The sequence below is a fragment of the Parvibaculum sp. genome (genome assembly GCF_040882025.1).
Lineage (GTDB): Bacteria > Pseudomonadota > Alphaproteobacteria > Parvibaculales > Parvibaculaceae > Parvibaculum.
This window is the reverse complement of record NZ_JBBECC010000111.1, coordinates 1-26,990: the sequence shown is the minus strand read 5'-3', so window position 1 is coordinate 26,990 and position 26,990 is coordinate 1. Positions and strand designations below refer to the sequence as shown.

Sequence of the window (26,990 nt, the reverse complement as noted above, 5' to 3'; positions counted from 1 at the left end):
CCCGACACGCGGATTATGATTCCGCTGCTCTAACCAGCTGAGCTACTCCGCCCCAAAGCGCCGGAAAGCAGCCCGAAACGGCCGCCCCCGAAAGAGAACCGGATATAAGGGCCGCGACGAAGGCCTGTCAAGCAACCGAGGCGATTGCGTCAGACAGCGGGCAACTCGGCCTGCAAGGAACCTTCATCAATCGCCGATGGGACGGCTTCCGGCTTCTGAAATCGCAACATCGTGAAGAGGCCGAATGGTTTCAGCCGAACGGTGTCGACAAGCTCCAGCGTCGCGGCATCCGTGATGGTCTCGGCCCGGAAGTCCGGATGCCAGCCCAGCGCGCGCGCTGCCGGCGCCATGAAACTCTCGACCCAGCCACGCACGCCGTGATCCTGCGCGAAATGATTGACGATCAGAACCTCGCCTCCCGGCGCGCAAACGCGCTCAAGCTCTTTCAGCACCTGGATCGGATCGGGCACCACGGTCATCACATACATCGCAACGACGGTGTCGAAAGCAGCGTCGTCGAAGCGAAGCTCCGAGGCATCCATTTCGTAGAGTGCGGCGATATTTGTCAAACCGCGCTCACGGACACGTTGCCGCGCGATACGCAGCATGTCGGGCGAGAGGTCGATGCCGGTAATAGTAAGGTGCGGCGCGTAACGCGGCAGTGCAACGCCTGTCCCGACGCCGACTTCGAGCAGCGATCCTTCACGGCCGTTGATGATGTCGATGGCGCGCTTGCGGCCCGCATCGGCGATCGGACCGAAGGAGAAATCGTAGACGGGCGCCCAGCGCGCATAGGCTTTCAGAACCGATTGTTCGTCTATCCGCGCTATCCCGCTCAAAACCGCTCACCCCTCGAATTTTACGCGCTCACTCTGCGGCCAATGCCGCCGCGAGCGCAACACTATATCTGGACCGAATACGGCTAAAATGCGGTTCCGGCAGCAAAACCTTCCAATTCGCGCTCCGGCGCACTTGTTTGCCAGCGGCTCTCCGCCCGCGCGATCCATCCACCGCCCAGGACCCGGGTACCGCCCGCCGGATCATAGAAGACGCAAGCCTGACCGGGCGCGACGCCCTCCTCGCCCTGCAACAGCTCGACCGAGGCACCCGTTGCCGTGCGGCGAAGACGCGCCGCCACCGGCGGCCGCGTCGACCTGACCTTGACCAAAATCTCGATCCCCACCTCCGGCAAAGCTTCCAAAGCCCCGTCGCCCAGCCAATTGAGATCGCGCAATGTCAGCCAATGCGTCTCGAGTGCCGCACGTGGACCGACGATCACTTGGCGGCGCGCGGGGTCGAGCTTCACGACGAAAAGTGGCTCGCTTGCCGGATCGCTGGCACCAAGACCAAGCCCGCGGCGCTGCCCGATCGTGAAATGAACGATGCCCTCGTGCCGGCCGAGAACACGCCCATCGAAATGAACGATGTCGCCTGGCTCCGACGCGCCCGGCCGCAACTTGTCGACGATGGTCGTATAACGGCCCGAAGGTACAAAGCAGATGTCCTGACTGTCCGGCTTGGCGGCAACCGCCAGTCCCATGCGTTCGGCCATCGCCCGAGCCTCGGGCTTGGTGAGATCGCCCAGCGGGAAGCGCAGAAAGTCGAGCTGCTCGCGCGTCGTTGTAAAAAGGAAATAGCTCTGATCGCGGTCTGTGTCCGCTGGTCGGTGCATTTCACGTCCCGCCCCGCCCGGACGACTGGCAATATAATGCCCGGTTGCCAGCGTCGCGGCTCCGAGGTCGCGTGCCGTATCGAGAAGATCGCGAAACTTCACGCGCTCGTTGCAACGTACACAAGGGATCGGCGTCTCGCCTGCCACATAGGAATCGGCAAAATCCTCCATCACGGCGCGACGGAAGCGCTCCTCGTAGTCGAGCACATAGTGAGGAATGCCAATCTGCTCCGCGACACGGCGCGCATCATGGATGTCCTGCCCCGCACAACACGCGCCCTTGCGCGAAACGGCCGTACCATGATCGTAGAGCTGCATGGTAATGCCGACCACATCGTAGCCCTGCTCCTTAAGCAAGGCCGCAGTCACCGAGCTGTCAACACCGCCCGACATGGCAACGACAACACGCGTCTCTTCCGGTCGGCCCGGAAGATCGAGGCTGTTGAGGCCGGTCTTTTCGTCGAACAGAACACTCATCACGTCGCCCCGGGACATCGCCCGGCATCTCCTCGTTAACCGGTGCCGAAAGGCACCTCTTGCATCTCGCAGGTCGCACTATAGGCAGGCACTCGCCTGCCGCAAGCAATCGCATCGAGACGCCCACACCGACCCGGCAAAATATGCCGGATCGGCAGCGAATATCGCGTTCGAGGTGCCGCGGGTCAACCCCGCCCATACATAACTACCTGAAATAATTGAACTTATCCCCATCATCCCCGTGGCCCGTCGCTTGCTTCCTTTGGCGCGAGCCCTTCTCTGCAACCAGGTGACAGCATGGACTTGCCCTCTTCAGCCACGCCGCGAACGAAATCCACCGCCGATGCGTTTTCGATCCATCCGGACGCGATCCGGGTCTCGACCAATGCCGCCGTTGGCGAGTTCGCACGCCATCTGGCCGACAGCGATCGCGCAAGCGAAGCACCGCGTCGCGACGACCGCCCGGCGGACCGGCGGGAGCGTCCTGCCACGACCGCCCGCGATCGGCACGGCGACGAGGTACGCGAACGAGATACGACGTCGCAAAAGGCGGAAACGAAGGAAAAACAGGTCGGTGAAGACGGCGAAAAAACGCTGGAATCCACAAGCGTGGCCGAGCTCCCGATCGCGACTGAAGGCGACACGCCGACGCTCGAAACCTCCGACAATGACAAGTTGACCATTACATCGGAGAACGATGTCGACACCGAACTTGAAACAACGGAGCCCGCAATCGATCCGGCGATCGAGATACCGTCTGTCGATGCTGAAGTTGTCCAGGCAGACACATCTGCGGAAACGACGGAGACCGACGCTGCCGAAGGCGCAATCGGCGCGATTCCTGCGGAGATCCTGGCGAACGCGGACAAACCCGCCGCATCGACGCCGGCGGTCCTCCCTGCTGAACCCGCACAGCAAATGCCCGCAGCCGCGACAACCGGCAACAATGAAACATCGCAAGCGATCCTTGGAACCAAAGCTTCTGTAGACGCGCCGCAGCCCCAGACCGCTGCCCCGCAGCAGACAGCCGTCGACGCCGCGCCAGCCGGTTCCAAGCTCGAAACCGAAACGGCAGCGATTCCTGCAAACGCCACAGCCGCCAAGCCGGCCAAGGGCCTCGGCCAGGAAGCTGCCGAGGCATTCGCAGACAAGAAGAGCGACGCAAAGCAAGCGGCCTCGTCGGCAAATGCAGCGCCGCAATCCGCAACGCCATCGCAAGCGCCACGCAGCGCCGGCACATCGCAGCAGGCAGCATCCCTCGACATTGCTCGAGCGGAGACGCAGCCGGCATCGCGCGGAAGCGATTTGCCATCCGGCGTGCAACAGACAACGGCTACCGCGACAGTACGCATCGGCACGCTGCCTGGACAGTCGCAGCCAACACAAATCCCCGCCATGGCGATTGCGATGCAGATCGCACGGAATCTTCAGAAGGGGACCAATCGCTTCGACATTCGCCTCGATCCGCCGGAGATGGGTCGTATCGACGTGCGCATGGAAGTGCGCCGCGACGGCCACGTCATGGCGCATCTGACGGTCGAAAAGGCAGAAACACTCGAACTCCTGCAACGTGACGCGCGCGCGCTTCAGCAAGCTTTGAGCAATGCTGGTCTGAATGCGGATGAAGACAGTCTCAACTTCTCACTACGCGACCAGAACGCCGATGAAACCCACCGAGACACCGCCGGAAACAACCGTAACGACGGCGACACCGACGATGTCGAGACGACGACAGCGCCCGCCTACAACGTCAACCTTTCCGCCACCGGCGGCATCGACATTCGCGTTTGACGCGGAAGGACACCCGCCATGGATATCGCATCAGCATCAGCCGCCGTACAAGCCGCAGCGAGCGGCAGCCAATCATCCACAGCGTCCGCCGCACTGGCCGGAAATTTTGATACTTTCCTGCGTCTTCTGACAACCCAGTTGAAGCACCAGGATCCCACCAATCCGATGAGCTCTGATCAATTCACCCAGCAACTGGTTCAGATGTCGGGCGTTGAACAGTCGATCCAGACCAATCGGAATCTGGAGACGTTGATCACCGCCTATGCGATCCAGAATTCAAACCTTTCGGTTTCGCTGCTTGGCAAGGAAGTGACGGGCTCCGGCACGGGCGCCGTGTTGAAAGACGGCACTGCCAACTGGGATTTTGCCGTGGCGGCCGACGCACCGGACACGACGCTCCAGGTAATCAATGCCGACGGGGCGACGGTCTACACCAAGAAAATGGACGCAGCCAAGGGCGACCACCAGTTCGAATGGGACGGCAAGGATGGCAACGGCGTCGAGCAACTTGACGGCACCTACTTCCTCAAGATCGTCGCCAACACGGCAAGCGGCGCACCCGTCGCCGTCGATACCAGAACCACCGGAATTGTTACGGCGATCGACCTGACCAGCACAGATCCGATACTCACGGTTAACGGCGCTCAAATCCGCTATTCGCAGGTCACATCCATCAAACAGCCAGATACGCCAATCTGACCGGTCGCCCGTCCCGCAATGAAACAGCTAAGCCTTTGATTTCGGACAAATTTTACCATGACGCTTAGCCGTTTTTAAAGAGTGCCCAGCCTAGTCTGAGGTCAGCAAAGAGTACGGAGACCAATGTTCGATGAGTGAGCAGCAGACATCAAAGGTCAACTACGTGATCGGACCCGACGGGAGTCCGCTCACGGTCGCTGACCTGCCGCCGTCCGACACGAAACGGTGGGTCATAAGGCGCAAGGCCGAAGTGGTCGCGGCTGTCCGCGGCGGCCTCATCAGCCTTGACGATGCCTGCCGCCGATACACCCTGACGGTGGAGGAGTTTCTGAGCTGGCAGCGTTCAATCGAACGTCACGGCCTGGCGGGCCTCCGTGCAACAAGGGTCCAGCAGTACAGGCAGTAAGATAGATTTGTATCTGCGTACTTGCTGTCTTCAGGGCGTCGGTGGGACCTCCCTCCTCCGGCGCCCTTCTTATTTGAGCCTCATTCTTCGACAAACCCGGCAAAAATTGCCGGGCTGTTAAGCTTCTGTTTAGGCCGCAGGCGGTAAATTTTGCCTGTGGCACGGGAAACTCCGATCGCGAAAATCGGATCGGGGTTCTGAGGGCAAAGAATTTGCGACTCACCTGTTGTCTGGCGTGGACGTCGATCCAGGAAACGGATCTGCATCCGGCGCGCTGACACATGAGGTGGGTTGGTGAGCAGCTTCTCGAATCTTTTGCAGTCCTTGGGACCAATGCGTCTTCTGGCACTCGGGCTTGTGGCAGCGGTGCTATTGGGCTTCTTCGCCTATATCGGCATGCGCTACAGCAGCGAACCCAAGGCGCTTCTCTTTTCGGATGTTAGCGTCGACGATGCGTCAAAAATGATTGGCGCGCTCGATGCCCTGCAGGTTCCCTACGAACTTCGCGGCGATGGCAGCATGATTTATGTGCCACGGAGCCAGGTGCTCCGTCTGCGTATGTCTCTCGCGGAAAAAGGCCTGCCGGCGGGCGGCACCGTCGGCTACGAGATATTCGACAACGCCGACGCTCTGGGCACAACGAGTTTTCTCCAAAACATCAATCACCTGCGCGCACTCGAAGGCGAGTTGGCGCGCACCATCCGCTCGATCGAGGGCATACAGGCGGCACGGGTCCATCTTGTTCTTCCCGAGCGTGAACTTTTTTCCCGCGACCGGCGCGAACCAACCGCCTCGATCGTGCTGAAGATATCGCGCAATACGCTGGCCGGGCAGCAGGTAAAGGCAATTCAATACCTGGTTTCATCCGCCGTTGACGGATTGGCGCCATCTCGCGTTTCGATTGTCGACGAGCGTGGCACGTTGCTCGCGAGCGGTACAGGAGACGATAGTCAATCGCTCATGGCTTCCTCCGTCGAGGAGCGGCGCTCGACATTCGAAAATCGTATGCGCACGCACGTGGAGAACATCGTCCAGCGTGTCGTTGGCGCCGACAAGGTTCGTGTCGAAGTAACTGCACAGATGGATTACAACCGCGTAACCCAGACATCCGATATTTTCGATCCCAACAGCCAGGTCGCACGCTCGACGCAAACAGTTGAGGATACCTCCACCAGCGCAGACGGGACAGGAAACGACGGCGTTACGGTGGGCAACAGCTTGCCGAACGCAAACCAGGCCGGGGCCGAGAGCCCCGCCACGTCCCAACAGGCGGCCACGCGTAACGAGGAAACGGTCAACTACGAGATCTCCCGGACCACAAAAACAGAAGTACTTGAACCCGGTCGTGTCGCACGCCTGTCGGTCGCGGTCCTGGTCGATGGTTCCTACACGACGGATACCGAGGGCAACGCTATCTACGCACCGCGCTCCGAGGATGAGGTTCAGAAAATCGAGGCGCTCGTCAAATCCGCCATGGGATTTGACGCGGCTCGGGGCGATCAGGTCGAGATCGTCAATCTCCAGTTCGCTGCTACACCCGCCCTCGACGCGGGCACCGAAGCGCCAACCGAATCGGGGTTTTTGGACCTTAACGGTGCGGACATCATGCGCATTGTCGAGATGGCCGTTCTCGCCATCCTCGCCATCATCGCGATGCTGTTTGTCTTTCGTCCACTCATGACGCGCCTTGGCACGGCTCCCGGCCGCATTTCCAGCGCAATCGCCCTGCCTGGCTCAGGCGGCGCAGCTGCGCTGGCGATGGCGAGCGAAGATGACGACGCCTTGGCCGCCGCCCTCGCTCCACCAGACCAAACGAACGAAAACATGATGATCGACATTGCCCAGGTCGCAGGCAAGGTCAAGCAGTCATCAGTCCGAAAAATTGGCGAGCTCGTGACCGGACACCCTGACGAATCCATCTCGATCCTGCGCAGCTGGCTGCACGAAGGCGCTTGAGGAAAAAAAATTGGCTACGGCACCGAAAATCAAGGACGACAAGACGCTCTCCGGCCCACAGAAGGCCGCGATCTTCATGCTCGCGCTCGGCGCCGACGATGCGGCACCGCTATGGAACATGTTCGACGAAGACGAGATTCGGGAGCTGTCCCAGATCATGTCGTCTCTTGGCACAGTCCAGGCCGGCTCGGTTGAAAAGATGCTGGTTGAATTTGCTTCAAAAGTGTCCGGCACGGGCGCTCTGGTCGGCTCCTACGAATCGACCGAGCGGCTCTTGATGCGCTTCCTCCCCGAAGACCGCGTCACCTCGGTGATGGACGAAATTCGTGGACCCGCCGGCCGCACGATGTGGGAAAAACTCGGCAACGTGAACGAGACCGTTCTCGCAACTTATCTCAAGAACGAATACCCGCAGACAGTCGCCGTCGTGCTCACCAAGATCCGTGCCGAGCATGCAGCCCGTGTTCTGGCCAATCTTCCTGAGGATTTCGCGCTTGAGGTCGTCACCCGGATGCTGCGCATGGAATCCGTTCAGAAGGAAATCCTCGACAAAGTCGAACAAACCCTTCGCTCTGAGTTCATGTCGAACCTGTCGCGCACCAATCGCCGCGACAGCCACGAGATGATGGCTGAAATATTCAACAACTTCGATCGTCAGACCGAGGGCCGTTTCCTCGCCGCACTCGAAGAACGCGCGCGAGAATCGGCCGACCGTATCAAGGCGCTGATGTTCACATTCGAGGATCTCGGCAGACTGGACCCCGGCTCCGTTCAGACGTTGTTGCGCTCGGTGGACAAGAACAAGCTGGCGATTGCGCTCAAGGGTGCCTCCGACACGCTTCGCGACCTTTTCTTCGCCAATATGTCTGAGCGTGCAGGGAAAATTTTGCGCGAAGACATGGAGATGATGGGACCGGTCCGGCTGAAGGACGTCGACGAAGCCCAGACAAACATGGTCAACGTTGCCAAGGACCTTGCCAACAACGGCGAGATCATGATCGCCGCCGATGGCGCAGACAACGAACTGATCTACTAACCGCGGAAAGACTGTCACCGGAAACCCGAGTAAACAAATGAAGCAAGCCGTCAAATTCACATTCGACACCAACTTCGACGAGCCGTCGTCGCATTCGGTGGCCGATGCGCTTGCCCGCCGAAATCCGACGGCGGCAGATCTGGAACAGGTTCGAAGCGAGGCCTACGCGTCGGGTTTTGCCGCTGGGCAGGCCGAGGCCGAGGCTCGCGCCGATCGTGAACTGCATGCCGCGATGCACGAACTTGCCGCCGGTGCGGCAAGCCTGATCTCCGCCATGGACGCCAAAACAAGGTCACTGACCGCAGAAGCCACACAGCTTGCTATCATCTGCGCGACGAAGCTGGCGCCAGCCACAATCGCGGCCCGTCCGGAAGCTGAAATCGAAGCAGTCGTTCGCGACTGCCTTTCGCACCTCAATCGCGAACCTCACATTCTCCTGCGAGTCTCGGCCACACTCGTCGATCGACTCAAGGACACTGTCGATCGCATGGCGATGGAGCGAGGATTGACAGGCCGTATCATTCTTCTCGGCGAACCGAACATGAACGCCAGAGATTGCATCGTGGAATGGGCCGACGGCGGCGTCGTACGGTCCCACGAGGACATCGAGCGCGAGATGGCGGAGATCGTCGCGCGCTACATCGAAACGCTGACCGTGCAAGACCACACCGGACTTGCCATGCCCGAGTTCGGCCTGGCCGACAGCCCAAAACCTGACACCGAATGATTTTCCCAAGGAGTTGATCCGATGGCCGCCGACCAGGAAGAAGAAATGGCTTTGCCAGACCTCGCAAATGCTGCGGACTTGCCCGCGACGACCGAGGGCCCGCAAACTGCCGAAGACGAAGAAAGCGTTCGGTCCGCGCATGATCTCGAAGCGGTATTCGACGTGCCCGTCAACGTATCGGCGGTGCTCGGCAAAACGCACATCGAAGTGTCGAGCCTGCTCAAGCTTGGACGCGGCGCCATCGTTGAACTCGATCGCAAGATCGGCGAAGCGATCGACATTTACGTCAACGACCGCCTGGTCGCGCGCGGTGAAGTCGTCGTTGTCGACGACAGGCTGGGCGTCACCATGACTGAAATCGTTAAAGGCGGCGTGAGCTGATCGCGATCGCCGTACTTCATTCGCTCATCGAGCAAGAACAGTTAGAGAAAGTAGAGGAGCCGCACATGCGCCTTCTGATCGTCGGAACCCTGAACGGGCAGCTCTCCACAGCCACCAAGATGGCGATGGCCAAGGGCGCCAAGGTCACACATACCGAAACGATTGATCAGGCGATCGATACGTTGCGCTCCGGTCGGGGCGCCGACCTGATGATGGTCGACGTGGCGGCTGATATCGGCAACCTCATCCAGCGGCTGCAGATGGAGCATATCTGCGTGCCAGTGGTCGCGTGCGGCGTCGAAACCGATGCACGCGCAGCGGTCAATGCCATCCGGGCCGGCGCCAAGGAATATATTCCATTGCCGCCCGACGCGGAACTCATTGCCGCCGTTCTTTCGGCCGTAGCGGAAGAGAGCCACGCGCTGATCTTTCAAGATCCGAAAATGGCTAATGTAGTGAAACTTGCCGATCAGGTCGCCGCTTCGGAGGCCAGCATTCTCATTACCGGCGAGTCGGGCACGGGCAAGGAAGTAATGGCTCATTACGTCCATGGTCGGTCGCTACGCCGTGACAAGCCGTTCATCTCGGTCAACTGCGCCGCAATTCCGGAGAATCTGCTGGAGTCCGAGCTCTTCGGTCATGAAAAGGGCGCCTTCACCGGCGCCATCGCTCGACGCATCGGCAAATTCGAAGAAGCCGACGGCGGTACTCTGCTTCTCGACGAAATCAGCGAAATGGACATTCGCCTGCAGGCAAAGCTGCTGCGTGCGATCCAGGAGCGCGAGATCGATCGCGTCGGCGGCAAGACCCCTGTCAGGGTCAATATCCGCATCATCGCTACCTCGAACCGCGACCTCCAGACGGAGGCCCGCGCCGGCCGCTTTCGCGAAGACCTCTTCTATCGGTTGAACGTGGTCAATCTGCAACTGCCTCCACTGCGCGACCGTCCCGCGGACATCATGGCCTTGTCCGAACACTTCGCCAAACGCTATGCGCGCACCAATGGTCTGACGTCCAAACCGATTTCGCTCGAGGCGCGGCGCTTTCTCGCTCACCATCGCTGGACCGGCAATGTCCGCGAGCTGGAAAACACGATGCACCGCGCCGTTCTTCTGACAACCGGCGAGGAAATTGACATCGAGGCAATCCGCCTTCCCGACGGTACACGCCTCGACGACACGAACCTGGGCGGCATCGCGCAAAAAGCCGCGGTGGCGGCAGACTCCGTCTCGCGCGCCTTTGTCGGAAAGACAGTTTCCGAAGTCGAGCAGGATCTCATCCTGCAGACGCTCGATCATTGTCTCGGCAACCGTACACATGCCGCCAATATCCTCGGAATCTCGATTCGAACGCTTCGCAACAAGCTGAAGGAATACGGCGAACAAGGCATTTCCGTTCCAACACCGGGCGAAGCTCGTCCGCAATTCGGCTGAACGCTCCTGCATTGCCCTGAACGGCCTCGGAAAGTTGGAAGATGAGCGAGACGAATTTCACTGCGGTAAAAAAAGGATCGACAGGGGGCATGAACCTCTTCGGCATAACACCGCGCGCCATCATGGCCGATCTCGCCACGCGAGGCGATCTCGCGCTTGCTTTTGGCGTAATGGCGATCATCGTCGTGTTGATCCTGCCGCTGCCTGCTTTTTTGCTCGATTTTTCGCTCGCAATCTCGATCACCTTTTCCGTTCTGGTGCTGATGACCGCGCTTTTCATTCAAAAGCCGCTGGAGTTCAGCGCCTTTCCAACAGTGCTCCTCATCGCCACCATGCTGCGACTGGCGCTGAATCTTGCTTCGACACGCCTTATCCTGGGCAAGGGACACGAAGGCACAGACAGCGCCGGCAAGGTCATTGAGGCCTTCGGCAACTTCGTGATGCAGGGCAACTTTATCATCGGCATCATCGTTTTCTCCATCCTGGTGATCGTGAACTTCGTCGTCATTACCAAAGGTTCGGGACGCATCGCAGAAGTCGCCGCACGCTTCACTCTCGACGCGATGCCCGGCAAGCAAATGGCGATCGATGCCGATCTCTCTGCCGGTCTGATCGACGAGAACGAAGCGCGTACGCGCCGCTCCAATCTAGAGAAAGAAAGCTCCTTCTTCGGCGCAATGGATGGTGCCTCCAAGTTTGTTCGTGGCGACGCCGTGGCCGGCCTGCTCATTACTTTCATCAATATTGTCGGCGGAATCGTGATCGGGGTGGCGCAAAACGGTCTGAGCTTCGGCGACGCCGCTCACACTTATACGCTGCTCACGATCGGCGACGGCCTCGTCAGCCAGATTCCCGCTCTGATCGTATCGACCGCTGCCGGCTTGCTCGTTTCGAAGGCTGGCGTCGAAGGCGCGGCCGACGAAGCCTTGTTCGATCAGCTCTCGGGCTATCCGCAGGCGCTTGGCATGTCGTCGTTTGTGATGGGAACAATGGCACTGCTGCCGGGTCTGCCGGCGATTCCTTTCCTGCTTCTTGCGGGCGGTGCCGGAGGCCTCGCTTTTTACCTCAAGAAGTCGAGGAAAAAGACCGCAGATGACATTGTCGACGCGCAAGAGCGCGAAGCCGCAGCGGTGCCGGCAGCGGAGGAGCCCATCGGTACGGCGTTGAGAATGGACGAACTGCGCCTGGAAATCGGCTATGCCCTGCTCCCGTTGATCAACGGCAAGGATCATCAAAAACTGACCGATCAGATCAAGGCGCTCCGCCGGCAGATCGCAAGCGACATGGGCTTTGTCATGCCGTCCGTCAGAATCCTCGACAACGTGCAACTCGAATCCAACAGCTATGTCATCCGTGTCAAGGAAGTCGAGTCCGGACGTGGCGACGTCTATGTCGGGCAACTTCTGATCATGGACCCGCGAGGCGACCAGATTCAGCTTCCTGGCCTGCATACAACGGAGCCGGCTTTCGGCCTGCCGGCGACGTGGGTCGACGAAGGTCTTCGGGAGGAAGCTTCTTTCCGCGGCTACACCGTTGTCGATCCGCCGACGGTCTTGACGACGCATCTGACCGAAATCATCAAGGACAACATGGCGGAGCTCCTGTCTTACGCCGAGGTCCAGAAGCTGCTCGACGAATTGGGCAAGGAGCACAAGAAGCTTGTCGACGATCTCGTCCCGTCGCAGATCACCGTCACGGGAATACAGCGTGTGCTCCAGACGCTGCTGACCGAGCGCATTTCGATCCGCGATCTTCCCACGATCATGGAGGGGATCGCCGAAGCGGTCGGCCACACGCAGAGCCTGACTCTGATTACCGAGCATGTTCGCGCACGCCTCGCCCGCCAGATTTGCGCTGCCCACATGGACGGCGACAATGCCGTACCCCTCGTGACGCTTTCGCCACGCTGGGAACAAGCCTTCGCCGAATCGTTGATCGGCCAGGGTGAGGAGAAGCAACTCGCCATGCAGCCGTCCATGCTTCAGGAGTTCATCGCCACGATGCGCGACCGGTTCGAAGACGCCGCACGCGCGGGCGAAGTGCCCGTATTGCTCACCAGTCCCGGTGTCCGGCCTTACGTTCGCTCGATCATCGAACGTTTCCGGCCTCAGACATTTGTCATGTCGCAGAACGAAATTCATCCTCGGGTCAAGCTGCGCACTGTCGGAACAGTGTGATTTAGCAGAGGGTTCCTTGCATGCGGCTTAGAACATTCCTGGCGGAGTCGATGACGGATGCCATCGAGCAAGTGCGCAGCGCGCTTGGAGACGACGCAATCATCGTCGCATCGCATGGGACCGGCAGCGGCTCGGTCGAGGTCATTGCAGCGGTTGAAACCGCTCGACCCGGTTATCGGGATGCAGACTTTGCGCAAGGTATCGATGAAACGGACGACATGGAGCACCGCCTGGAGCGGATGCTGCGCGATCGTCTGCGGACACCGACGGAACCGGTTGCCGATACCGGCTCACAGGGCGCGCCCGTCATTGCTTTTGACAAATCGGTGATCGCCGCGGCACTGGAGGCGCACGCCGTTCCGCCAGCGCTGAAAAGCGATCTTTTGGCCGCGGCAATCGCGCTTAACGATGGCGATGCCATCACCTCTCTGGCAGGCGCGCTTGAGGCGCGCATCGGATTCGAGCCGCTGCCGATCCGGCCCCAAGCGCCGGTTATGGGGATCGGCCTGCCGGGCGCCGGCAAGACCGTCACATTGGCGAAACTCGCCGCCCGCGCCGTCGTCGATGGTGCACCGGTCGACATCTTCACAACGGATACGGTACGAACGGGTGCCGTTGCGCAAGGCGAGGCGTACGCACACCTCATTGGCGTCCATCTTCGCCGTGCCGAGAATGTCGATGCGCTGTCGTTGCTGCTTGACGAGCGTAATCCATCTCACGGCGTTCCGGCGGATCGGTCCGGCCGCCCCTGCTTCATCGACACGGCAAGCGTGAACCCTTTTGACCGAGATGATTTTGCGGCGCTTCAACAGCTGACGCAGGGCGCCCGTCTTGCCGCCGGCGTGGAGCCCGTACTGATCCTCTCCGCGCTCGGCGACGCCGATACATCGCGCGAAGCAGCCGTCGCCTTTGCGCGCCTTGGCGCGCGCCGTATTGTCGCAACGCAACTCGATGTCGCGCGTCGCATCGGATCCGTTCTGGCGGCTGCCGACGCCTCGGGAATGGCGATCGCGCAGATCAGCGTAACGCCCTATCTCGCCCGCGGGCTGGCACAGATGAACGCTTATACTTGCGCCCGCATGATACTGGACGACGGCACGCATTCCACTACGGACGCAGCCTCGGAAACGACGAAACGTCACACGGGACAGTCGACATGAACGCCATACGCATGATTCAGGTCGCATCGGGAAAAGGCGGCGTCGGAAAGACATGGTTCTCCGTCTCGCTCGCCCATGCGCTCGCAGGAGCCCACAGGCGTGTACTCCTTTTTGATGGTGATCTCGGACTCGCCAACATCGACGTTCAGCTTGGCCTTTCGCCGCGCCACGATCTTGGCGACGTTATTTCCGGCCGTGTGGCGCTCGCCGAAGCGATCGCCACATACCGTCCGTCATCGATGGGCGGCGCCGAGGCGGGCGGCAGCTTCGACATTCTGGCGGGAAAATCCGGATCAGGCGTGCTGAGCGCATTAACCCGGCCGGAAATTGCCGGCCTTGCGGCAGGTCTTGCGGCCTTGAGCGGCACTTATGATCATATCGTGTCCGACCTGGCGGCCGGGCTCGACCAGTCCGTCATGTCTCTGTGTACCAACGGCGGCGTCACAATCGTACTTGTCAGCGATGAACCGACATCGCTCACCGACGCCTACGCGTTCATCAAGCTTTTGACGATGCAGGAACCGGGCGCCGACATTAGAATCGTCGTCAATATGGCCAATGACAGGGACCACGCCCGCCGCACTCATGCAGCGTTAACCAACGCAAGCCGCAACTTCCTTGGCATCGAACCTTCGTTTCTCGGCTTCGTCCCACGCGACGACATGGTTCGCGACGCCATTCGACACCAGATGCCCATTCTCTTTCGGCATCCCCAGGCCAAGGCAAGCGAGGCAGTGCGGAAAATTGCGGGGGAAATCCTCACCCTTTCCGCCAGAAATCCCCGCCCCCCGGAGATTGCCACACGTCCTGCGTGACGATTTTGCGACGCAGACTGACGTTTTCCGCGCCGCAAAACACTAGACCTTGTCCCATTTTGGTCTAACCTCTCCCGGAACCGCCTGTAGCCCACTTGTATGGTGGCAAACGGGGCTGGCGGGCCATGCCGGAAGAGGGGCTCTTACGGCGAGTTAAAGTCCAGGGGGGATTCGATGGAACTTACGGAATATCTGAACCAGGCGCTCGCATGGGCGCGAATGGGATTCGATACGGTCAATTCGATTCAGGGGCTCGTCATCGCCCTGATCGCCGCGATCATCATGAGCCGCTACAACAGGATCGTCGTATTCGCGCTCGGCGCCACGGTGGTTCACGAGCTCGTCAATATCGGTCGCAATTTCTATGCAGGCGCCGCGAATCCGCTGCCGGATTATCTCGATCTTGAGGTCCTCAAACTGGTGGCGATCCGCTTCGTCGGCTATCTGATCGCGATCAGTCTGATCTATCTCGTTCGGCGTCTTTTCTTCCGCGGCTAGTCGCGAAAGTTTTCATATTGGAGGGGCTGCTCGATGGGCAGCCCCTTCACAAATTGGATGGCGGCCTGAAGGTCGTCCTTCTTCTTTCCCGAAACGCGAAGTTCATCGCCCTGTATCGCGACCTGTACTTTCAGGCCCGATCCTTTGATGTCCTTCACAATACGCTTGGCAAGATCCTTCTCGATCCCGTTGCGGATCGCCACCTTCTGCCGCACGCTTTGTCCGGCAGCTCTCTCGGGCTCCTTATAGTCGAGTACGCCCGCCTCAATTCTGCGCCGCGCAAGATGACCCTGCAATATTTCATGCACCTGCTTGAGTTTCAGATCGTCATCCGCGTAGATGGTCAGCTCTCCCTCCTTCCGCTCCACTTTGCAGTGTGACCCTTTGAAGTCATATCGCTGCTCGATCTCACGAGCCACATTTTGCAGCGCATTGTCGATTTCGGCGAAGTCGGTTTTGGAAACGATATCGAAGGTGGGCATGGGAATAACCGCTCTGGAATTACAGGGCGCCCATTCTAGATCGAAATTCGGGTATTGGAAAAGCGGCCACCGCCGGGTTATTGGCGCCGGTGGATTGTCAGCGCGATTTCATCGAGCGCACTTTGCTCTACCCGCATGGCTTCCTTGCGAATCTTGCGTTTCCGATTGCCGTCCAGAAGCTCATACTTCTTGAGTTCACGAAAGGCGTCGGCGAGCTCTTCTTTCGCCGCATCGAGTTGCCGTTCGATTCCGTCGATCGATTCCAGAATGTTCTCGCGACGAAGAAGAACCGATTTGGCAAACATCGGATAGGCGAAATGCGCAACATCCGAAATCCCCGCTTTGCGCTGTTCGGCTTCGACCTGCGCTTCGAGATCGCGCTCGCGCTGACGGAACTCGCCAAGCATCAATTCCAACTCGGCAACCTTCCTGCGCTTTTCGTCAACATGGAACTTGTGCAGACGGATGAGAGACTCGCGGTTGCGCATCACTCAATCTCCTCGGAAACGGGCTTGGTCGCCAATATTGCCGCCAGCGCGGCATAACCGGTCGCAAGATCGCTTGCTTCATCCTTGCGCTGTGCCAGAAAAGCTTCCAGCGCCGGCTGGTAGTGAATGGCCTCATCGACCAGGGGATCGGATCCATGACGATAGGCGCCGAGCCGGATCAACTCTTCCATGTCTGTATAGGTCGCCATCAACGTCCGCGCCCGGTTGATGAGGGCGTTCTCGTCTGGCGCGTTGCAATCCGGCATGGTGCGCGAAACGGACTTGAGAATATTGATCGCCGGATAGCGGCCGCGTTCGGCGATAGCGCGTTCCATCACGATATGACCATCGAGAATAGCGCGCACGGCGTCTGCAACCGGTTCGTTGTGATCGTCACCATCGACAAGTATCGTAAAAAGACCGGTAATGGTGCCCTTCCCTGCTCCCGGCCCCGCGCGCTCGAGAAGCTTCGGCAGCTCCGCAAAAACGGTCGGCGTATAACCCTTGGCAGTCGGAGGCTCCCCGGTCGAGAGACCGATTTCGCGCTGAGCGATGGCAAAGCGGGTCACGCTGTCCATCATGCAGAGCACATCCTGGTCCCCGTCGCGGAAATACTCGGCGAGTGCCAGCGTCAGATAGGCGGCTTGTCGGCGCATCAATGCAGGCTCGTCGGAGGTCGCGACCACCACGACGGAACGGGCCAATCCTTCGGGCCCGAGATCGTCTTCGATGAACTCCTGGACCTCACGGCCACGTTCGCCGATCAGGCCGATAACGGCCACGTCGCAAGCCGTGTTCCGCGCCAGCATCGAAAGCAGCACCGACTTGCCGACGCCGGATCCGGCAAAAATGCCCATGCGCTGGCCGCGGCAGCATGTCGTGAATGTATTGAGCGCCCGAACGCCGAGGTCCACCTTTCCGCGGACACGCTGGCGGGTATGGGCGGGAGGCGGCATGTTGCGCAACGGATAGGGTTCGTGCCCATGGGCAATCGGGCCCTTCCCGTCAATGGGCTCACCCATTGCGTTGACGACGCGTCCAAGCCATGCGTGAGACGGGTAGACATGTGGTTCTTCGGAGGAAAGTACGGCTTTGCAGCCAACGCCAATGCCCGACAATGAGCCGAACGGCAGGCAAAGGGCGCGATTGTCGCGGAATCCAACCACTTCGCAGATCACGTCCTCGCCCGTGCGATTGGTGACCACGAGCCGGCTCCCGACGCCCATGGCGTGGAGCGGCCCGGCCACCTCGATCACCAGCCCCTGAACGCTGAAAACGCGGCCGTAATGTTTGACTTCGGCAAGCTCGCCGATTTCCGCCAACAATGCTCGCACCGGCTTATGGCCCCCTTCGCGCGCAGACCCGTTCGGACCTGCAGAAACTCCAAGAATGCGAAACCGGACGTCGCAGCTCGCGCCGATCCGGTCTGACAAGGCAATCATGGCGTGAAGACTTTAAGGCCGCGTAAACCCTGAACCGGCGGGGTTCCGCCGGATCGGACGGGCGATAGGCCTTGGAAATTCCGCAGAATTTGGGGTTTTCCGGACCTTGACAATATCCGCTAAATTTTTCTGAATTTTTTTCGTTTCGATTAACCTTTGTTAACCAAATCGCCTTAAGGTCTGAATTCTGGATTAACCGGGCTGCAGGCGATAGGGACCCTCCCAACTCGCCGAAGAGGGGGACCAATGCGAGTTCTGCTCATAGAAGACGATAGCGCAACAGCGCAGAGCATTGAGTTGATGCTCAAGTCGGATGGTTTCAACGTGTACACGACCGACCTCGGCGAAGAGGGGGTCGATCTCGGCAAACTTTACGATTACGACATCATCCTGCTCGACCTGAACCTGCCGGATATGAGTGGCTACGAGGTTCTGAAAACCCTTCGCGTCGGCAAGATTGCGACCCCGATCCTGATCCTTTCCGGCCTTGCCGGCATCGAGAACAAGGTTCGCGGTCTCGGCTTCGGCGCCGACGATTACATGACCAAACCTTTCCATAAGGACGAGCTGGTGGCGCGCATTCATGCCGTTGTCCGCCGTTCGAAGGGGCACTCGCAGTCGGTCATCAATACCGGCAAGTTGACGGTCAACCTCGACACCAAGACCGTCGAAGTGGAAGGCAGCCGCGTCCATCTGACCGGCAAGGAATACCAGATGCTGGAGCTGCTTTCGCTCCGCAAGGGTACGACGCTCACCAAGGAGATGTTCCTCAATCATCTCTATGGCGGCATGGACGAGCCGGAACTCAAGATCATCGACGTCTTCATCTGCAAGCTCCGCAAGAAGCTCGCGGCTTCGACCGGCGGCGATCACTACATCGAAACGGTTTGGGGCAGGGGTTACGTGTTGCGCGACCCGTCCGAGGGAACTATGCAGGCAAAGGCCTCCGCCTGATTTGGTGGCCTGATCCCGCATTTCGCGCTTAGCGTGTCGAAGGGGCGTCTCGGGGGGGACGCCCCTTTTTCGTTGCCGCGCTGGCGGCCGGACTCAAACGCCGGCGCCGGCCTCGACAAAAGACGCCTCGATAATGAAGGCGTCGCCATCCATCCGCGCATTGATCGAAAGGCCGAGCCCGCGCGCGACGAGGCCCGTGAAATAAGGTTGCGCCGCACGCGCATCGAGAAAGCGGTCGGCCGCGCGGCCGCCGAGAAATTTGGCAGTTTCCTCAGGAATTCGGGCCGCTTGTCCCGTCGACCGCACTTTGAGGGTCGGTTTGGTCAGATCGCCGTCGACCGAAACAGCCACCTCGCCGCCACGCGGGATCGCGGCCATTCCGATCAGGAGCATGTTGAGCAAGAGCTTTACATAGTCCTTGCCCATCGTGGCCGCGGGCGCCGACCAGACAAGCGCCGCCTTCTCGCCCATCATCAGCCCCTCGGCGACGCTCCTGGCGTCCTGGAGGTCGAGCTCGGCCCCGGCCGATCCGGCCGCGCCGAAGCAGAGCCGGGCAAACTGCAACTTGGCCGAAGCCTGCGCAGCGCTCCTGGTGATGAGGTCCATCGCATGGGCCTTCATCTCCGGGTCGTCATCTTCGGCAAGCACTTCGAGCCCGTTTGTGATCGCGCCGACCGGGCTGATCACGTCATGGCAAACGCGGCTGCACATCAGCGCCGCGAGTTCCAGAGCAGAGACTTCGTTTGCTTCGTCCATAGTGAATTGCCCCACAATCCCCGAACGCCCTCAAAGCCTGATAGCATTGCACCGCACACAATGCCAGCCCCGAGGCCCGTCGAAATCCTCGGGATACTGCCGTCTTGACCGGCCGCACCCGCGATGCTGTTCTCCGCGCCAACCCGACTGGAAACATCGAAGGAAGCGTGCCGTCTTGACCGGCCGCACCCGCGATGCTGTTCTCCGCGCCAACCCGACTGGAAACATCGAAGGAAGCGAATGTGACGAGCCCGATTGCCGACAAGGCGGCCCTGATCGACGCGTTGAGACGGATCGCCGTCCAGGCCGGCGCCGCCATCATGGATCACTATCATGCTGGCGTGGAAGTCGTCCGGAAGGAAGATAACAGCCCGGTCACCGCCGCCGACCACGACGCGGAGGCCCTTATTCTCGACGGCTTGCGCCGCATCGCCCCCGAAATTCCGGTCGTATCGGAGGAAGCGGCGGCAAGTGGCCATATCCCCGCTTTCGGCCCGCACTTCTTTCTGGTGGATCCGCTGGACGGCACCAAGGAGTTCCTCGGCAAGAACGGTGAATTCACGGTCAATATCGCCCTGATCGAAAATCGCCTGCCGGTGGCGGGCATCGTCTATGCGCCGGCCAAGGAGCGCATGTTTTTCAGCTACGGCCCGGGTGACGCCTATGAGCAGCAAATTGCCGCCAGTCATGACGGCATGATGGGCGGAGGCGATATACGCCGCATCGCCGCCCGCAAGCCCGCGGCCGACGGCCTCGTGGTCATCGCGAGCCGCACGCATCGCGACCAGAAGACCGACGAATATCTGAACCTCTACAACGTGAAGGAGTTTCTGGGCGCCGGCTCATCGCTGAAATTCTGCTTGATCGCCGCCGGAGAGGCCGACCTCTATCCGCGCCATGGTCGCACGATGGAATGGGATACCGCCGCAGGGCATGCGGTGCTCACGGCCGCAGGCGGCAGCGTGACGCAACTCGACGGCACACCGCTGATCTACGGCAAGACCGAGCGGGGCCTCGACAATCCCTTCTTCGTGGCGCGCGGCGCAAGCGCCTGACGGCCAATTCAGCAGAACAGGCGAAAAAGGCCCCGAGGCCCGGACCGGTTCAATGAACCGGTCCGGGCCTGGTGCTGTCGAGGCCATCGGAAGATGATCGGCTCGGTCGGCGCGAACCGGCGAACTGGCCCCCCGACCGTCGGGGGTCCGCGCCGACCCCGCCTGACATCTCTGTCGGCGGAGAGCAGATCGAACAAACAAAGTGCAATCGTCATGCCGCCGAAACTGGCTCGACCTGCGCCTTCGCGGCACAAATCCGGGCCTTTCCGGCATGCGCCGGCGCCTTGTCCGTGCCGGATCGGGACGAGGGTCTCAGGGCTTCTTGACGAAGACCCCGGCAGAATTCTCGACATAGTGGCCGGACACTGTCTTCGCGATCAGCTTCTCGGCCGCAAGCTTCTCGACAGCGTTCAGCGACGCACCGGGCGTCCGCGCCGCAATCTCCTGATAGGACGCGCGACGGCGCAGATTGATGTCGTCGACAAGCGTGCGAAGTTCGGGCGTCGGGCTCGGCGTCACGATTCCGATATAGCCGTTTTGCCGTTCGCCGACGAGGCCCTGGGCCTTGGCCGAGTCGAGATCGATCGCGAAGGCGGGCGCGGCAAAGACAAGACCGGCCAGCAGCACCAGCGTCGTCAGCGTCGTCACAAGGGATTTTGCAAAGAGGGCCATATCTATCCGCTCCTCAGAACAAGTCAGGATTGTCGGCAAGCAGCTCGTCGAGGTCGCGATCGACCTTGATGCGAATCTCCTGCTCGATCTTGACGTTGAGATTGATTTCGATGGGCTTGTCCGGCGCCTCGATCTTGACCGTCGGATTGCAGGCCGTCGCGAACAAGGCCGCAACGGCGACAAGCGCCAGTGTTCTCGAAATTCGGGCGACACCGCCGCAAGCGGGTTCAACCTGGATGAAATTCATGGTCCTGTCTTGTCGCCTGGGGGCACGACCGCCGGTGCGGACTGATCCCTGATGAGTTCCAATGGCCGGAATCCGACGGTACCACGCCTGATCACGTCCGCAAGCGATCCTTCGAGTTTCACATTGATCGCAAAGGGATAACCATCATAGAGATCGGGGTTGGCACCCTTCAAACCGAGCCGCAACACCAACTCACCATTCGCATTTCCCGAAAGGCCGCCGGTCAGTTCCGTGTAATGAAAATTACGCAATGCGTCGGTGAGAAGTTTCGTTTCCTCGCCCGAGCCAATGTCGCTGCCGACGCCGATATAGACAATGATTCCGTTTTCTTCCGCCGCCAGCTTGCCGTCGAGCAGAATGGGATCGCCATCTCGAATGGCAACCGGAACCGTGCCGCCGATCCGTCCCGTTACACTGAGACCCGGCACCTCGACAATTCGGAACAGCGCATCGAGATCGACGTCTTCGATCGTCAGGTTGAAACGCGCATCCGGTGCGAACACATCGTCGCCGCTCGATACGAGCACGATATGTCCATCCGCGAAGGGCCAGCGCGCATCGAGAATGCGCAAACCGTTTCTGTCCATGTTGAAGACGACAACGCCGTTTTCGAGCGGCAATCCGGCTTCGAGCATCCGCAGTCTGAGCGTTTGCGTCCCCCGCGTCCGGGGCGGCAAGAGGCTTGCGAGCTTGACGGTGCCGCTGGCCCCGGCGAACGTCGCCGTCGTGGTGACGAAACCGACATTCTTCAAGGTCGTCTCACCCGAGCTCGTGAACCCGCCATCCACAACCGCAACCTCGGCGACATAGGCCGCGCTGCCGCTCATCCGGGTCACCATGCCGCGCAGCGCCGGCAACAGCGTCTGCAACTCGACCTTGCCCGGAGAAAAACCCAGCTCGCCTGCGGCACGGATGTTGCCCTTTTGCGTGTCGAGATTGTAGGCGCCGGTGACATCGGCAAGGCGCGCACCGGCAACCGACGGCAGCGCACTCCGCACAACAAGACGCCAGTCGAGAGCCGGTCCGGCGAGACCGGCGTCGCCCTCGACGCGGACAGGGGCGAACCGCTGCGGCGATGACAGATCGTCGATCCGAAGCGCGGAAAGGCTCATCCGGGCGGGCGTCGACATCTCCGCGCCAAATCCCTTCGACAGGCTCACGCGGCCAGAAAACGAGGCGGCACCGGCCGCCGTCTGACGAAGCGAGAGTTTGTCGAGTCGTACATCTGCGGTGACAAGCACACCTTCCGCCGACAGCGCGATATCGGCCTCGTAGGAGAGACCGCCGGTTACATCGAGATAGTAGGGCGCGATGACGGGCACAAGCGTTTGCGGCATCAATCCGCCACGCACGAAGGCGATGTCGCCTTCCGCGCGGATGGCGCCCGTGCCGCCGGTCATATCGTAGCTTCCGGCGACGTGCCCGAGCGCCGCACCCGCCGCGTCGGGAGCCGCACTGGTCAGCGCCAGATCGAAACCGAGCACGCCGCCGTCCAGATTCATTCGCCCGGCGGCGACAACCGGCGCCACGCGCGGCGATCCTGTTTCGGCAATCGTCATCCCGGCCAGCGACACCTCCACGGTGGAGCCGGACTGCGTCACGGCGACCGGTCCGGTGAGCGCAAAGGCGCCGGCCTGTGTCTCCAGCGCGATCTCGGCGTGTTCAACGGCGATCTCCGGCAGCGACAGAGCGCCGCCGCCACCGCCGAACACAAGCGGATCGAGTGCACCGAAGGAAAGGCCGCCGTCCCCGGCGCGGACGCGGAGCCGAACCTCGCCGGCATCGATCGACCGGACGCGCCCGGACACCAACTCGCCCGCCGAATAGGTGACCGTGAGGCTGTCGACCAGCGCATCGCCATCGCCGATGTCGACATCGGTGAGTGTAATGCTCCGAAAACCAAGGAAGCCGACCCGGAAACTGGCCGGCGCGACGCCGCGGTCGGCCAGCGCGCGGGCGATTGCCTGTTCGGCCACCGCAGCGCGCTCGATCCACAGCCAGCCAAGGCCGGAGGCCACCAGCAGCAGAAGAATAGCGAAAACGGCACCGAGCTTGCGCTTCCACGTTTTCAGCATTTGCCGCCGCCGGGCCGTTCTTTCACCTGCCGCACCTCATTCCCGTCACTGTTTCGCCATGCCGGGCATCCATGATTTCCAAAGCGGGTTAAACTTTCACATGATTTCGGGGCGATTCGATGGCGCCACGCCGCGCCGACTGAAGACACAGCAAGGAACGACGATATGAATACAGGAACAAATCCGACGTTGACATGGCGCTGGACGGCTTTCGATCTTGCCGCGTGGCGCTTGTTTGCCTGTGTTCTTGCCTTTGCTGCCCTTTTGTTGACCGCCCCGTCGCCTGCGCTGGCGCAAGGCCAGCAGGCCCCTGAAACCAAAGGGGAATCGGGGACCTATACGGAGGATGAGATCGTTCGCGAGGCCGGAAGTTTCTTCGGTGACGTTTCCAAGGGCCTTGCCGACGCCGTTCACAGCGTTTTCAAACGCTATGGCGAGCCCAACGCCTTCATCAAGGGCGAGGAGGCGGGCGGCGCCTTTGTCGTCGGCCTGCGCTACGGACAGGGCGAGCTGGTGATGAAAAGCGGCCCGCGCCAGCGCGTTTACTGGCAGGGACCGAGCGCCGGTTGGGACTTCGGCGGCAACGCGGTGAAAAGCTTCACGCTGATCTACAACCTGCCCAATGGCGACGCGATTTATCAACGTTTTCCGGGGGTTGAGGGCAGCGCCTTCCTGATCGGCGGGATCGCGATCAACTATCAGCAGCGCGACGACGTGATCCTGGCGCCGATGCGCGCGGGCGTCGGCCTGCGCCTCGGCGCCTCAGTGGGCTACCTGAAATATACAAGGTCGCGCGAATGGCTGCCGTTTTGACGCGCGCACCCGCAGGCTGGATGAAGGGCGCCTTTTCTGGCAGTCTGGCCGCGCCTTCAACCCCCCGCGCGACCTGGACGAGGACCCCATGATCGAGAGCCTGATGCTGATGGCGCTTGGCTTTTTCATCGCAACGCTGTTTGCGATCGCAGCGGCGCGGCTGGTCTGGCGGCGCGCGGCCAAGGTGACGGCGCGGCGCCTCGGGATGAGCGACGACGAAGAAAACGACAGTGCGGTCCACAGCGCCGAGCTCGACGCCGTGCTGGCGCGGCAGCGCCGCGAGGTCGAGCCGCTGCATAACAGGATCGCGGAGCTGACCCGAAAAAACGAGGCCCTGCAAGGAGATACGGCCGATCTGCGGGTGCGGCTCGAAGCCGCCTATGCCGATATCGCGGCGCGCGACGGCCGGCTGGCGACGCTGGCGCGCGAACTCAGCCGCATCGGCGCGGCGCTGACCGACGAGACCCGCCGCCAGGACCGGGCGCGCGAAACCCTGCAAAACCTCAGCAAAACCGCCGCGCGGCTGGCCGAGGAGGTCGCCCCCGAGGCCACCGCCGCCCCCGAAACCGCGCCGGAACCGCGGGGCGCGCTCGAACCCTATGCCGACGAAACGGCCGAGACGGACCGCCAGACGCTGGCCGAGATCGCCGCCTCGATCAACCGCATGGACGACGAAAACCGGCGGGAATCCGCCGAAAACGAGGCCACCGCGGCCGACGATCCGGCCACGACCGAGGCCCATCTCGGCGACCGGGCGCTGGCTGCCCGCATCCGCGCGCTCGAGGCCGGCGTCGCCTCCTGAGCGCGCGGCCCGCTAGCCCGTTCTTTTCATTGCCGGAATCAGCGCAAGCTGCTTTGCTCGAACCGTGATTTCACTGGGAGGGCCGACAATGGGTTTTGCATATCCGCTGACCGGGCTGGTGACACTCGTCACCCTGCTCGTCTATTTCTGGATGGCCTATCAGGTGGGAAAAGCCCGCGGAAAACATGACATTCCCGCGCCGCGCATGGACGGGCCGGACGATTTCCTCCGTGTACTGAGGGTACAGGGCAACACCGCCGAGACGCTGCTGATCTTCCTGCCCTCGCTCTGGCTCTTCGCGGCCACCGTGGGCGACCTCTGGGCGGCGGCGATCGGCCTGATTTATCCAATCGGCAGAGTGGTTTACGCCCGCGGCTACTACGCGGCGGCGCTGCAGCGCTCGACCGGTTTCACGATCGGCCTCGCCTCGATGGCGGTGCTGCTGATCGGGGCGCTGGCGGCACTCGCGATGCAGGCGGTGGCGCTCTATCTCTGAGCGCCCAAGCCACTGATTTAAAAGGAAAAACTGGCGTCCCCTAGGGGAATCGAACCCCTGTTTTCGCCGTGAGAGGGCGACGTCCTGGACCGCTAGACGAAGGGGACGGATCAGGCGGCGCTCGTTCTAGGCCGGTTCGGAATCCCGTGCAAGCCCTATCGGAAAAGCCTAGGGCACCGCCCCTAAAATACGCCCGCCGCACTGCGTCATTCGACCGCACCCGGCCCGAAATCGCGCATACGCGCTCCGTATTCGCAAAGATAGCCCTATATATATCAATGACTTACTATGCAATTCATTCGCATCGCAAGAAGCATGAACTTATTGCAATGCACAAGAAATACAGTTGACAATCTGTCACGGAAGTCCGATATTCAACTCACGAAACGCCGGTCGACCTCCTCCCCGACCGTCGTCTTCAGATTACCGCCAGCGCCATCCTCCCTCCTCCCCCGGCGCTGGCGGTCCCTCCCCCCCCGAAAATCCGAATGATTTCAGTCACTTGAGCGCAGCCTTCCGCTGCGCCTGCGCGGCTCTCTGTCACCCGACTGTCACAAATCGCGCCCCGCGCCCGAAAAGCGAGCGCGGACAAGGACTTGTGGCGGATTCCGCGGCGCGCGGACAGAGTGGCGGAACAGCGGACCCCCCCTCTGTCACGGAACTGTCAAAAAACTGTCATAAACGGCGCCGGCGGCGACCGAAGGGGTTTTGCGAAAAAAGATATCCCCGCTGCCGGGAAGACTTGTCCCCGGGGGCGGCACCCGGCGCGAGGGCGGTCGAAAAAACTTGTCCCCGGTTCTGACGGCCGGACGGATCCGGCGGCGCCGACGACGGCACGACGGGCATGAAAAAACTTATCCCCGGGGTCCGACGCCGCCGCTTTTTTTGCGCGCCAAGGTGCGAAGAGAAGGAAGAAGGGTTCACGCAGAGGCGCAGAGACGCAGAGGTGCCGAAAGCGCGGGCCGGATGTCGCGACACCGCAAGTGCTGACCATGCGGCACGGCCGAAAGGTTTTTGCACGCCCACGGGTATCGCCTTCGGCGATCCCGAGGACAGGCTCCGACGCGGAAGCGCGGAGAAGAGGAAGATTGTGCACGCGAAGCCGCGAAGAAGGAAAACCTCACGCAGAGATGCAGAACAGGTTTGATGGCGCTTCGCGCCGGAAGATTCTTCGCGCCGCAGGCGCAATCATTGAAACGATCGCGGCACGGCCGGACTCACGGGCACGGCACCTCTGCGTCTCTGCGCCTCTGCGTGAGTCCCTTCTCTTTCTCTTCTTCGCGTCTTTGCGTGCCAATCCCCTGCCCCCGCCCTACTCCCGCGACGCGAAGCCGGATTGGGGGACGAGGTGGATGCGGCCGAGCTCGAGGCCCGAACGGGCGTGGAGGATGAGGATCGTTTCGGCGCGTTCGGAGGCGAGGTGGACGGCGAGGCGGTCGCCCTCGAGCGGCGTGACCGAGCGGACGCGCTCGCCCGGCGC

Annotated in this window: 26 protein-coding genes and 1 tRNA gene; 17 read left to right on the top strand and 10 right to left on the bottom strand. The window is 61.2% G+C overall.

What is annotated here, in order from left to right; genetic code table 11:
- Positions 1–149: 149 nt before the first annotated feature.
- Together WEB61_RS08075 and mnmA are read right to left on the bottom strand one after the other, a co-directional pair.
- Complete coding sequence (locus tag WEB61_RS08075; protein WP_368063823.1) at positions 150–839, bottom strand: class I SAM-dependent methyltransferase; 690 nt, start codon at positions 837–839, stop codon at positions 150–152.
- A gap of 83 nt (positions 840–922) precedes the next feature.
- A complete protein-coding gene (mnmA, locus tag WEB61_RS08070) occupies positions 923–2,167 on the bottom strand; it encodes a tRNA 2-thiouridine(34) synthase MnmA (protein ID WP_368063822.1) in 1,245 nt (414 codons plus the stop codon).
- 279 nt (positions 2,168–2,446) lie between these two features.
- Here mnmA and WEB61_RS08065 point away from each other — a divergent pair, with 279 nt between their 5' ends.
- From WEB61_RS08065 to WEB61_RS08010, 12 genes are all read left to right on the top strand, one after another.
- Entirely contained in the window at positions 2,447–3,940 is a 1,494-nt protein-coding gene (locus WEB61_RS08065; RefSeq protein WP_368063821.1) for a flagellar hook-length control protein FliK, read from the top strand.
- An 18-nt stretch (positions 3,941–3,958) separates the two neighbouring features.
- On the top strand, positions 3,959–4,639 hold the full coding sequence (locus WEB61_RS08060) for a flagellar hook assembly protein FlgD (protein ID WP_368063820.1): 681 nt from the start codon (positions 3,959–3,961) through the stop codon (positions 4,637–4,639).
- A gap of 130 nt (positions 4,640–4,769) precedes the next feature.
- Positions 4,770–5,045 carry a DUF1153 domain-containing protein gene (locus tag WEB61_RS08055; RefSeq protein ID WP_368063819.1) on the top strand — a complete coding sequence of 92 codons (276 nt, stop codon included), beginning with the start codon at positions 4,770–4,772 and terminating at the stop codon, positions 5,043–5,045.
- Between the two features lie 294 nt (positions 5,046–5,339).
- Positions 5,340–7,001: a flagellar basal-body MS-ring/collar protein FliF gene (gene fliF, locus WEB61_RS08050; protein WP_368063818.1), complete on the top strand. Its 1,662-nt coding sequence runs from the start codon at positions 5,340–5,342 to the stop codon at positions 6,999–7,001.
- A 10-nt stretch (positions 7,002–7,011) separates the two neighbouring features.
- A complete protein-coding gene (fliG, locus tag WEB61_RS08045; RefSeq protein ID WP_368063817.1) occupies positions 7,012–8,037 on the top strand; it encodes a flagellar motor switch protein FliG in 1,026 nt (341 codons plus the stop codon).
- A 97-nt stretch (positions 8,038–8,134) separates the two neighbouring features.
- Entirely contained in the window at positions 8,135–8,764 is a 630-nt protein-coding gene (locus tag WEB61_RS08040; RefSeq protein WP_368063816.1) for a hypothetical protein, read from the top strand.
- A gap of 21 nt (positions 8,765–8,785) precedes the next feature.
- Positions 8,786–9,145: a flagellar motor switch protein FliN gene (gene fliN, locus WEB61_RS08035; RefSeq protein WP_368063815.1), complete on the top strand. Its 360-nt coding sequence runs from the start codon at positions 8,786–8,788 to the stop codon at positions 9,143–9,145.
- 65 nt (positions 9,146–9,210) lie between these two features.
- Complete coding sequence (locus tag WEB61_RS08030; protein WP_368063814.1) at positions 9,211–10,578, top strand: sigma-54-dependent transcriptional regulator; 1,368 nt, start codon at positions 9,211–9,213, stop codon at positions 10,576–10,578.
- Between the two features lie 89 nt (positions 10,579–10,667).
- Positions 10,668–12,755 (top strand): flagellar biosynthesis protein FlhA, encoded by a 2,088-nt coding sequence (gene flhA, locus WEB61_RS08025; protein WP_368063824.1) that lies wholly within the window; start codon positions 10,668–10,670, stop codon positions 12,753–12,755.
- Positions 12,756–12,775: 20 nt separating this feature from the next.
- Positions 12,776–13,915, top strand: coding sequence for a hypothetical protein (locus WEB61_RS08020; RefSeq protein ID WP_368063813.1), 1,140 nt, complete (start codon positions 12,776–12,778; stop codon positions 13,913–13,915).
- The gene (locus WEB61_RS08015) at positions 13,912–14,730 is read left to right on the top strand and encodes a P-loop NTPase (protein WP_368063812.1); all 819 of its coding nucleotides are present in this window, start codon (positions 13,912–13,914) and stop codon (positions 14,728–14,730) included. Before WEB61_RS08020 ends, WEB61_RS08015 begins: the two co-directional genes overlap by 4 nt.
- A gap of 174 nt (positions 14,731–14,904) precedes the next feature.
- On the top strand, positions 14,905–15,228 hold the full coding sequence (locus WEB61_RS08010; protein ID WP_368063811.1) for a hypothetical protein: 324 nt from the start codon (positions 14,905–14,907) through the stop codon (positions 15,226–15,228).
- Here WEB61_RS08010 and WEB61_RS08005 read toward each other — a convergent pair.
- The 3 genes from WEB61_RS08005 to fliI all read right to left on the bottom strand — a co-directional run bounded on the left by WEB61_RS08005 (position 15,225) and on the right by fliI (position 17,532).
- Positions 15,225–15,710 carry a YajQ family cyclic di-GMP-binding protein gene (locus WEB61_RS08005; RefSeq protein ID WP_368063810.1) on the bottom strand — a complete coding sequence of 162 codons (486 nt, stop codon included), beginning with the start codon at positions 15,708–15,710 and terminating at the stop codon, positions 15,225–15,227. The genes WEB61_RS08010 and WEB61_RS08005 overlap by 4 nt on opposite strands.
- A gap of 77 nt (positions 15,711–15,787) precedes the next feature.
- Positions 15,788–16,198, bottom strand: a complete 411-nt coding sequence (gene fliJ / locus WEB61_RS08000) for a flagellar export protein FliJ (protein WP_368063809.1) — start codon at positions 16,196–16,198, stop codon at positions 15,788–15,790.
- Positions 16,198–17,532: a flagellar protein export ATPase FliI gene (gene fliI / locus WEB61_RS07995; RefSeq protein ID WP_368063808.1), complete on the bottom strand. Its 1,335-nt coding sequence runs from the start codon at positions 17,530–17,532 to the stop codon at positions 16,198–16,200. Before fliI ends, fliJ begins: the two co-directional genes overlap by 1 nt.
- Before the next feature lie 354 nt (positions 17,533–17,886).
- On the opposite strand from fliI, the gene ctrA reads away from it, so the two are divergent.
- Entirely contained in the window at positions 17,887–18,594 is a 708-nt protein-coding gene (gene ctrA, locus WEB61_RS07990) for a response regulator transcription factor CtrA (protein ID WP_368063807.1), read from the top strand.
- 93 nt (positions 18,595–18,687) lie between these two features.
- Here ctrA and chpT read toward each other — a convergent pair whose 3' ends face one another.
- Positions 18,688–19,350 carry a histidine phosphotransferase ChpT gene (gene chpT, locus WEB61_RS07985; protein ID WP_368063806.1) on the bottom strand — a complete coding sequence of 221 codons (663 nt, stop codon included), beginning with the start codon at positions 19,348–19,350 and terminating at the stop codon, positions 18,688–18,690.
- A 242-nt stretch (positions 19,351–19,592) separates the two neighbouring features.
- Between chpT and cysQ the strand changes: the two genes are divergently transcribed.
- Positions 19,593–20,405, top strand: a complete 813-nt coding sequence (gene cysQ / locus WEB61_RS07980) for a 3'(2'),5'-bisphosphate nucleotidase CysQ (protein ID WP_368063805.1) — start codon at positions 19,593–19,595, stop codon at positions 20,403–20,405.
- Positions 20,406–20,717: 312 nt separating this feature from the next.
- Here cysQ and WEB61_RS07975 read toward each other — a convergent pair whose 3' ends face one another.
- Genes WEB61_RS07975 through WEB61_RS07965 form a run of 3 tightly spaced genes read right to left on the bottom strand, consistent with a single transcriptional unit; the run spans position 20,718 to position 23,399 of the window.
- Positions 20,718–21,077: a YdbL family protein gene (locus WEB61_RS07975; RefSeq protein ID WP_368063804.1), complete on the bottom strand. Its 360-nt coding sequence runs from the start codon at positions 21,075–21,077 to the stop codon at positions 20,718–20,720.
- Between the two features lie 13 nt (positions 21,078–21,090).
- The gene (locus WEB61_RS07970) at positions 21,091–21,324 is read right to left on the bottom strand and encodes a YnbE family lipoprotein (RefSeq protein ID WP_368063803.1); all 234 of its coding nucleotides are present in this window, start codon (positions 21,322–21,324) and stop codon (positions 21,091–21,093) included.
- Entirely contained in the window at positions 21,321–23,399 is a 2,079-nt protein-coding gene (locus WEB61_RS07965; RefSeq protein WP_368063802.1) for a YdbH domain-containing protein, read from the bottom strand. The genes WEB61_RS07970 and WEB61_RS07965 overlap by 4 nt, the downstream gene beginning before the upstream one ends.
- A 165-nt stretch (positions 23,400–23,564) precedes the next feature.
- Here WEB61_RS07965 and WEB61_RS07960 point away from each other — a divergent pair, with 165 nt between their 5' ends.
- From WEB61_RS07960 to WEB61_RS07950, 3 genes are all read left to right on the top strand, one after another.
- On the top strand, positions 23,565–24,212 hold the full coding sequence (locus tag WEB61_RS07960) for a DUF1134 domain-containing protein (protein WP_368063801.1): 648 nt from the start codon (positions 23,565–23,567) through the stop codon (positions 24,210–24,212).
- A gap of 88 nt (positions 24,213–24,300) precedes the next feature.
- Entirely contained in the window at positions 24,301–25,014 is a 714-nt protein-coding gene (locus WEB61_RS07955) for a hypothetical protein (RefSeq protein ID WP_368063800.1), read from the top strand.
- An 88-nt stretch (positions 25,015–25,102) separates the two neighbouring features.
- The gene (locus WEB61_RS07950) at positions 25,103–25,510 is read left to right on the top strand and encodes an MAPEG family protein (protein ID WP_368063799.1); all 408 of its coding nucleotides are present in this window, start codon (positions 25,103–25,105) and stop codon (positions 25,508–25,510) included.
- A gap of 31 nt (positions 25,511–25,541) precedes the next feature.
- Here the strand turns inward: WEB61_RS07950 and WEB61_RS07945 are convergent.
- A tRNA-Glu gene (locus WEB61_RS07945) sits at positions 25,542–25,617 on the bottom strand.
- Positions 25,618–26,990: the final 1,373 nt, after the last annotated feature.

Coding starts and splice junctions, on each gene's coding strand:
- mnmA (WP_368063822.1), bottom strand. CDS start 2,167: ATGTCCCGGGGCGACGTGATGAGTGTTCTGTTCGACGAAAAGACCGGC.
- WEB61_RS08065 (WP_368063821.1), top strand. CDS start 2,447: ATGGACTTGCCCTCTTCAGCCACGCCGCGAACGAAATCCACCGCCGAT.
- WEB61_RS08060 (WP_368063820.1), top strand. CDS start 3,959: ATGGATATCGCATCAGCATCAGCCGCCGTACAAGCCGCAGCGAGCGGC.
- WEB61_RS08055 (WP_368063819.1), top strand. CDS start 4,770: ATGAGTGAGCAGCAGACATCAAAGGTCAACTACGTGATCGGACCCGAC.
- fliN (WP_368063815.1), top strand. CDS start 8,786: ATGGCCGCCGACCAGGAAGAAGAAATGGCTTTGCCAGACCTCGCAAAT.
- WEB61_RS08030 (WP_368063814.1), top strand. CDS start 9,211: ATGCGCCTTCTGATCGTCGGAACCCTGAACGGGCAGCTCTCCACAGCC.
- flhA (WP_368063824.1), top strand. CDS start 10,668: ATGAACCTCTTCGGCATAACACCGCGCGCCATCATGGCCGATCTCGCC.
- WEB61_RS08020 (WP_368063813.1), top strand. CDS start 12,776: ATGCGGCTTAGAACATTCCTGGCGGAGTCGATGACGGATGCCATCGAG.
- WEB61_RS08015 (WP_368063812.1), top strand. CDS start 13,912: ATGAACGCCATACGCATGATTCAGGTCGCATCGGGAAAAGGCGGCGTC.
- WEB61_RS08010 (WP_368063811.1), top strand. CDS start 14,905: ATGGAACTTACGGAATATCTGAACCAGGCGCTCGCATGGGCGCGAATG.
- WEB61_RS08005 (WP_368063810.1), bottom strand. CDS start 15,710: ATGCCCACCTTCGATATCGTTTCCAAAACCGACTTCGCCGAAATCGAC.
- fliJ (WP_368063809.1), bottom strand. CDS start 16,198: ATGCGCAACCGCGAGTCTCTCATCCGTCTGCACAAGTTCCATGTTGAC.
- ctrA (WP_368063807.1), top strand. CDS start 17,887: ATGCGAGTTCTGCTCATAGAAGACGATAGCGCAACAGCGCAGAGCATT.
- chpT (WP_368063806.1), bottom strand. CDS start 19,350: ATGGACGAAGCAAACGAAGTCTCTGCTCTGGAACTCGCGGCGCTGATG.
- WEB61_RS07975 (WP_368063804.1), bottom strand. CDS start 21,077: ATGGCCCTCTTTGCAAAATCCCTTGTGACGACGCTGACGACGCTGGTG.
- WEB61_RS07970 (WP_368063803.1), bottom strand. CDS start 21,324: ATGAATTTCATCCAGGTTGAACCCGCTTGCGGCGGTGTCGCCCGAATT.
- WEB61_RS07965 (WP_368063802.1), bottom strand. CDS start 23,399: ATGCTGAAAACGTGGAAGCGCAAGCTCGGTGCCGTTTTCGCTATTCTT.
- WEB61_RS07960 (WP_368063801.1), top strand. CDS start 23,565: ATGAATACAGGAACAAATCCGACGTTGACATGGCGCTGGACGGCTTTC.
- WEB61_RS07955 (WP_368063800.1), top strand. CDS start 24,301: ATGATCGAGAGCCTGATGCTGATGGCGCTTGGCTTTTTCATCGCAACG.
- WEB61_RS07950 (WP_368063799.1), top strand. CDS start 25,103: ATGGGTTTTGCATATCCGCTGACCGGGCTGGTGACACTCGTCACCCTG.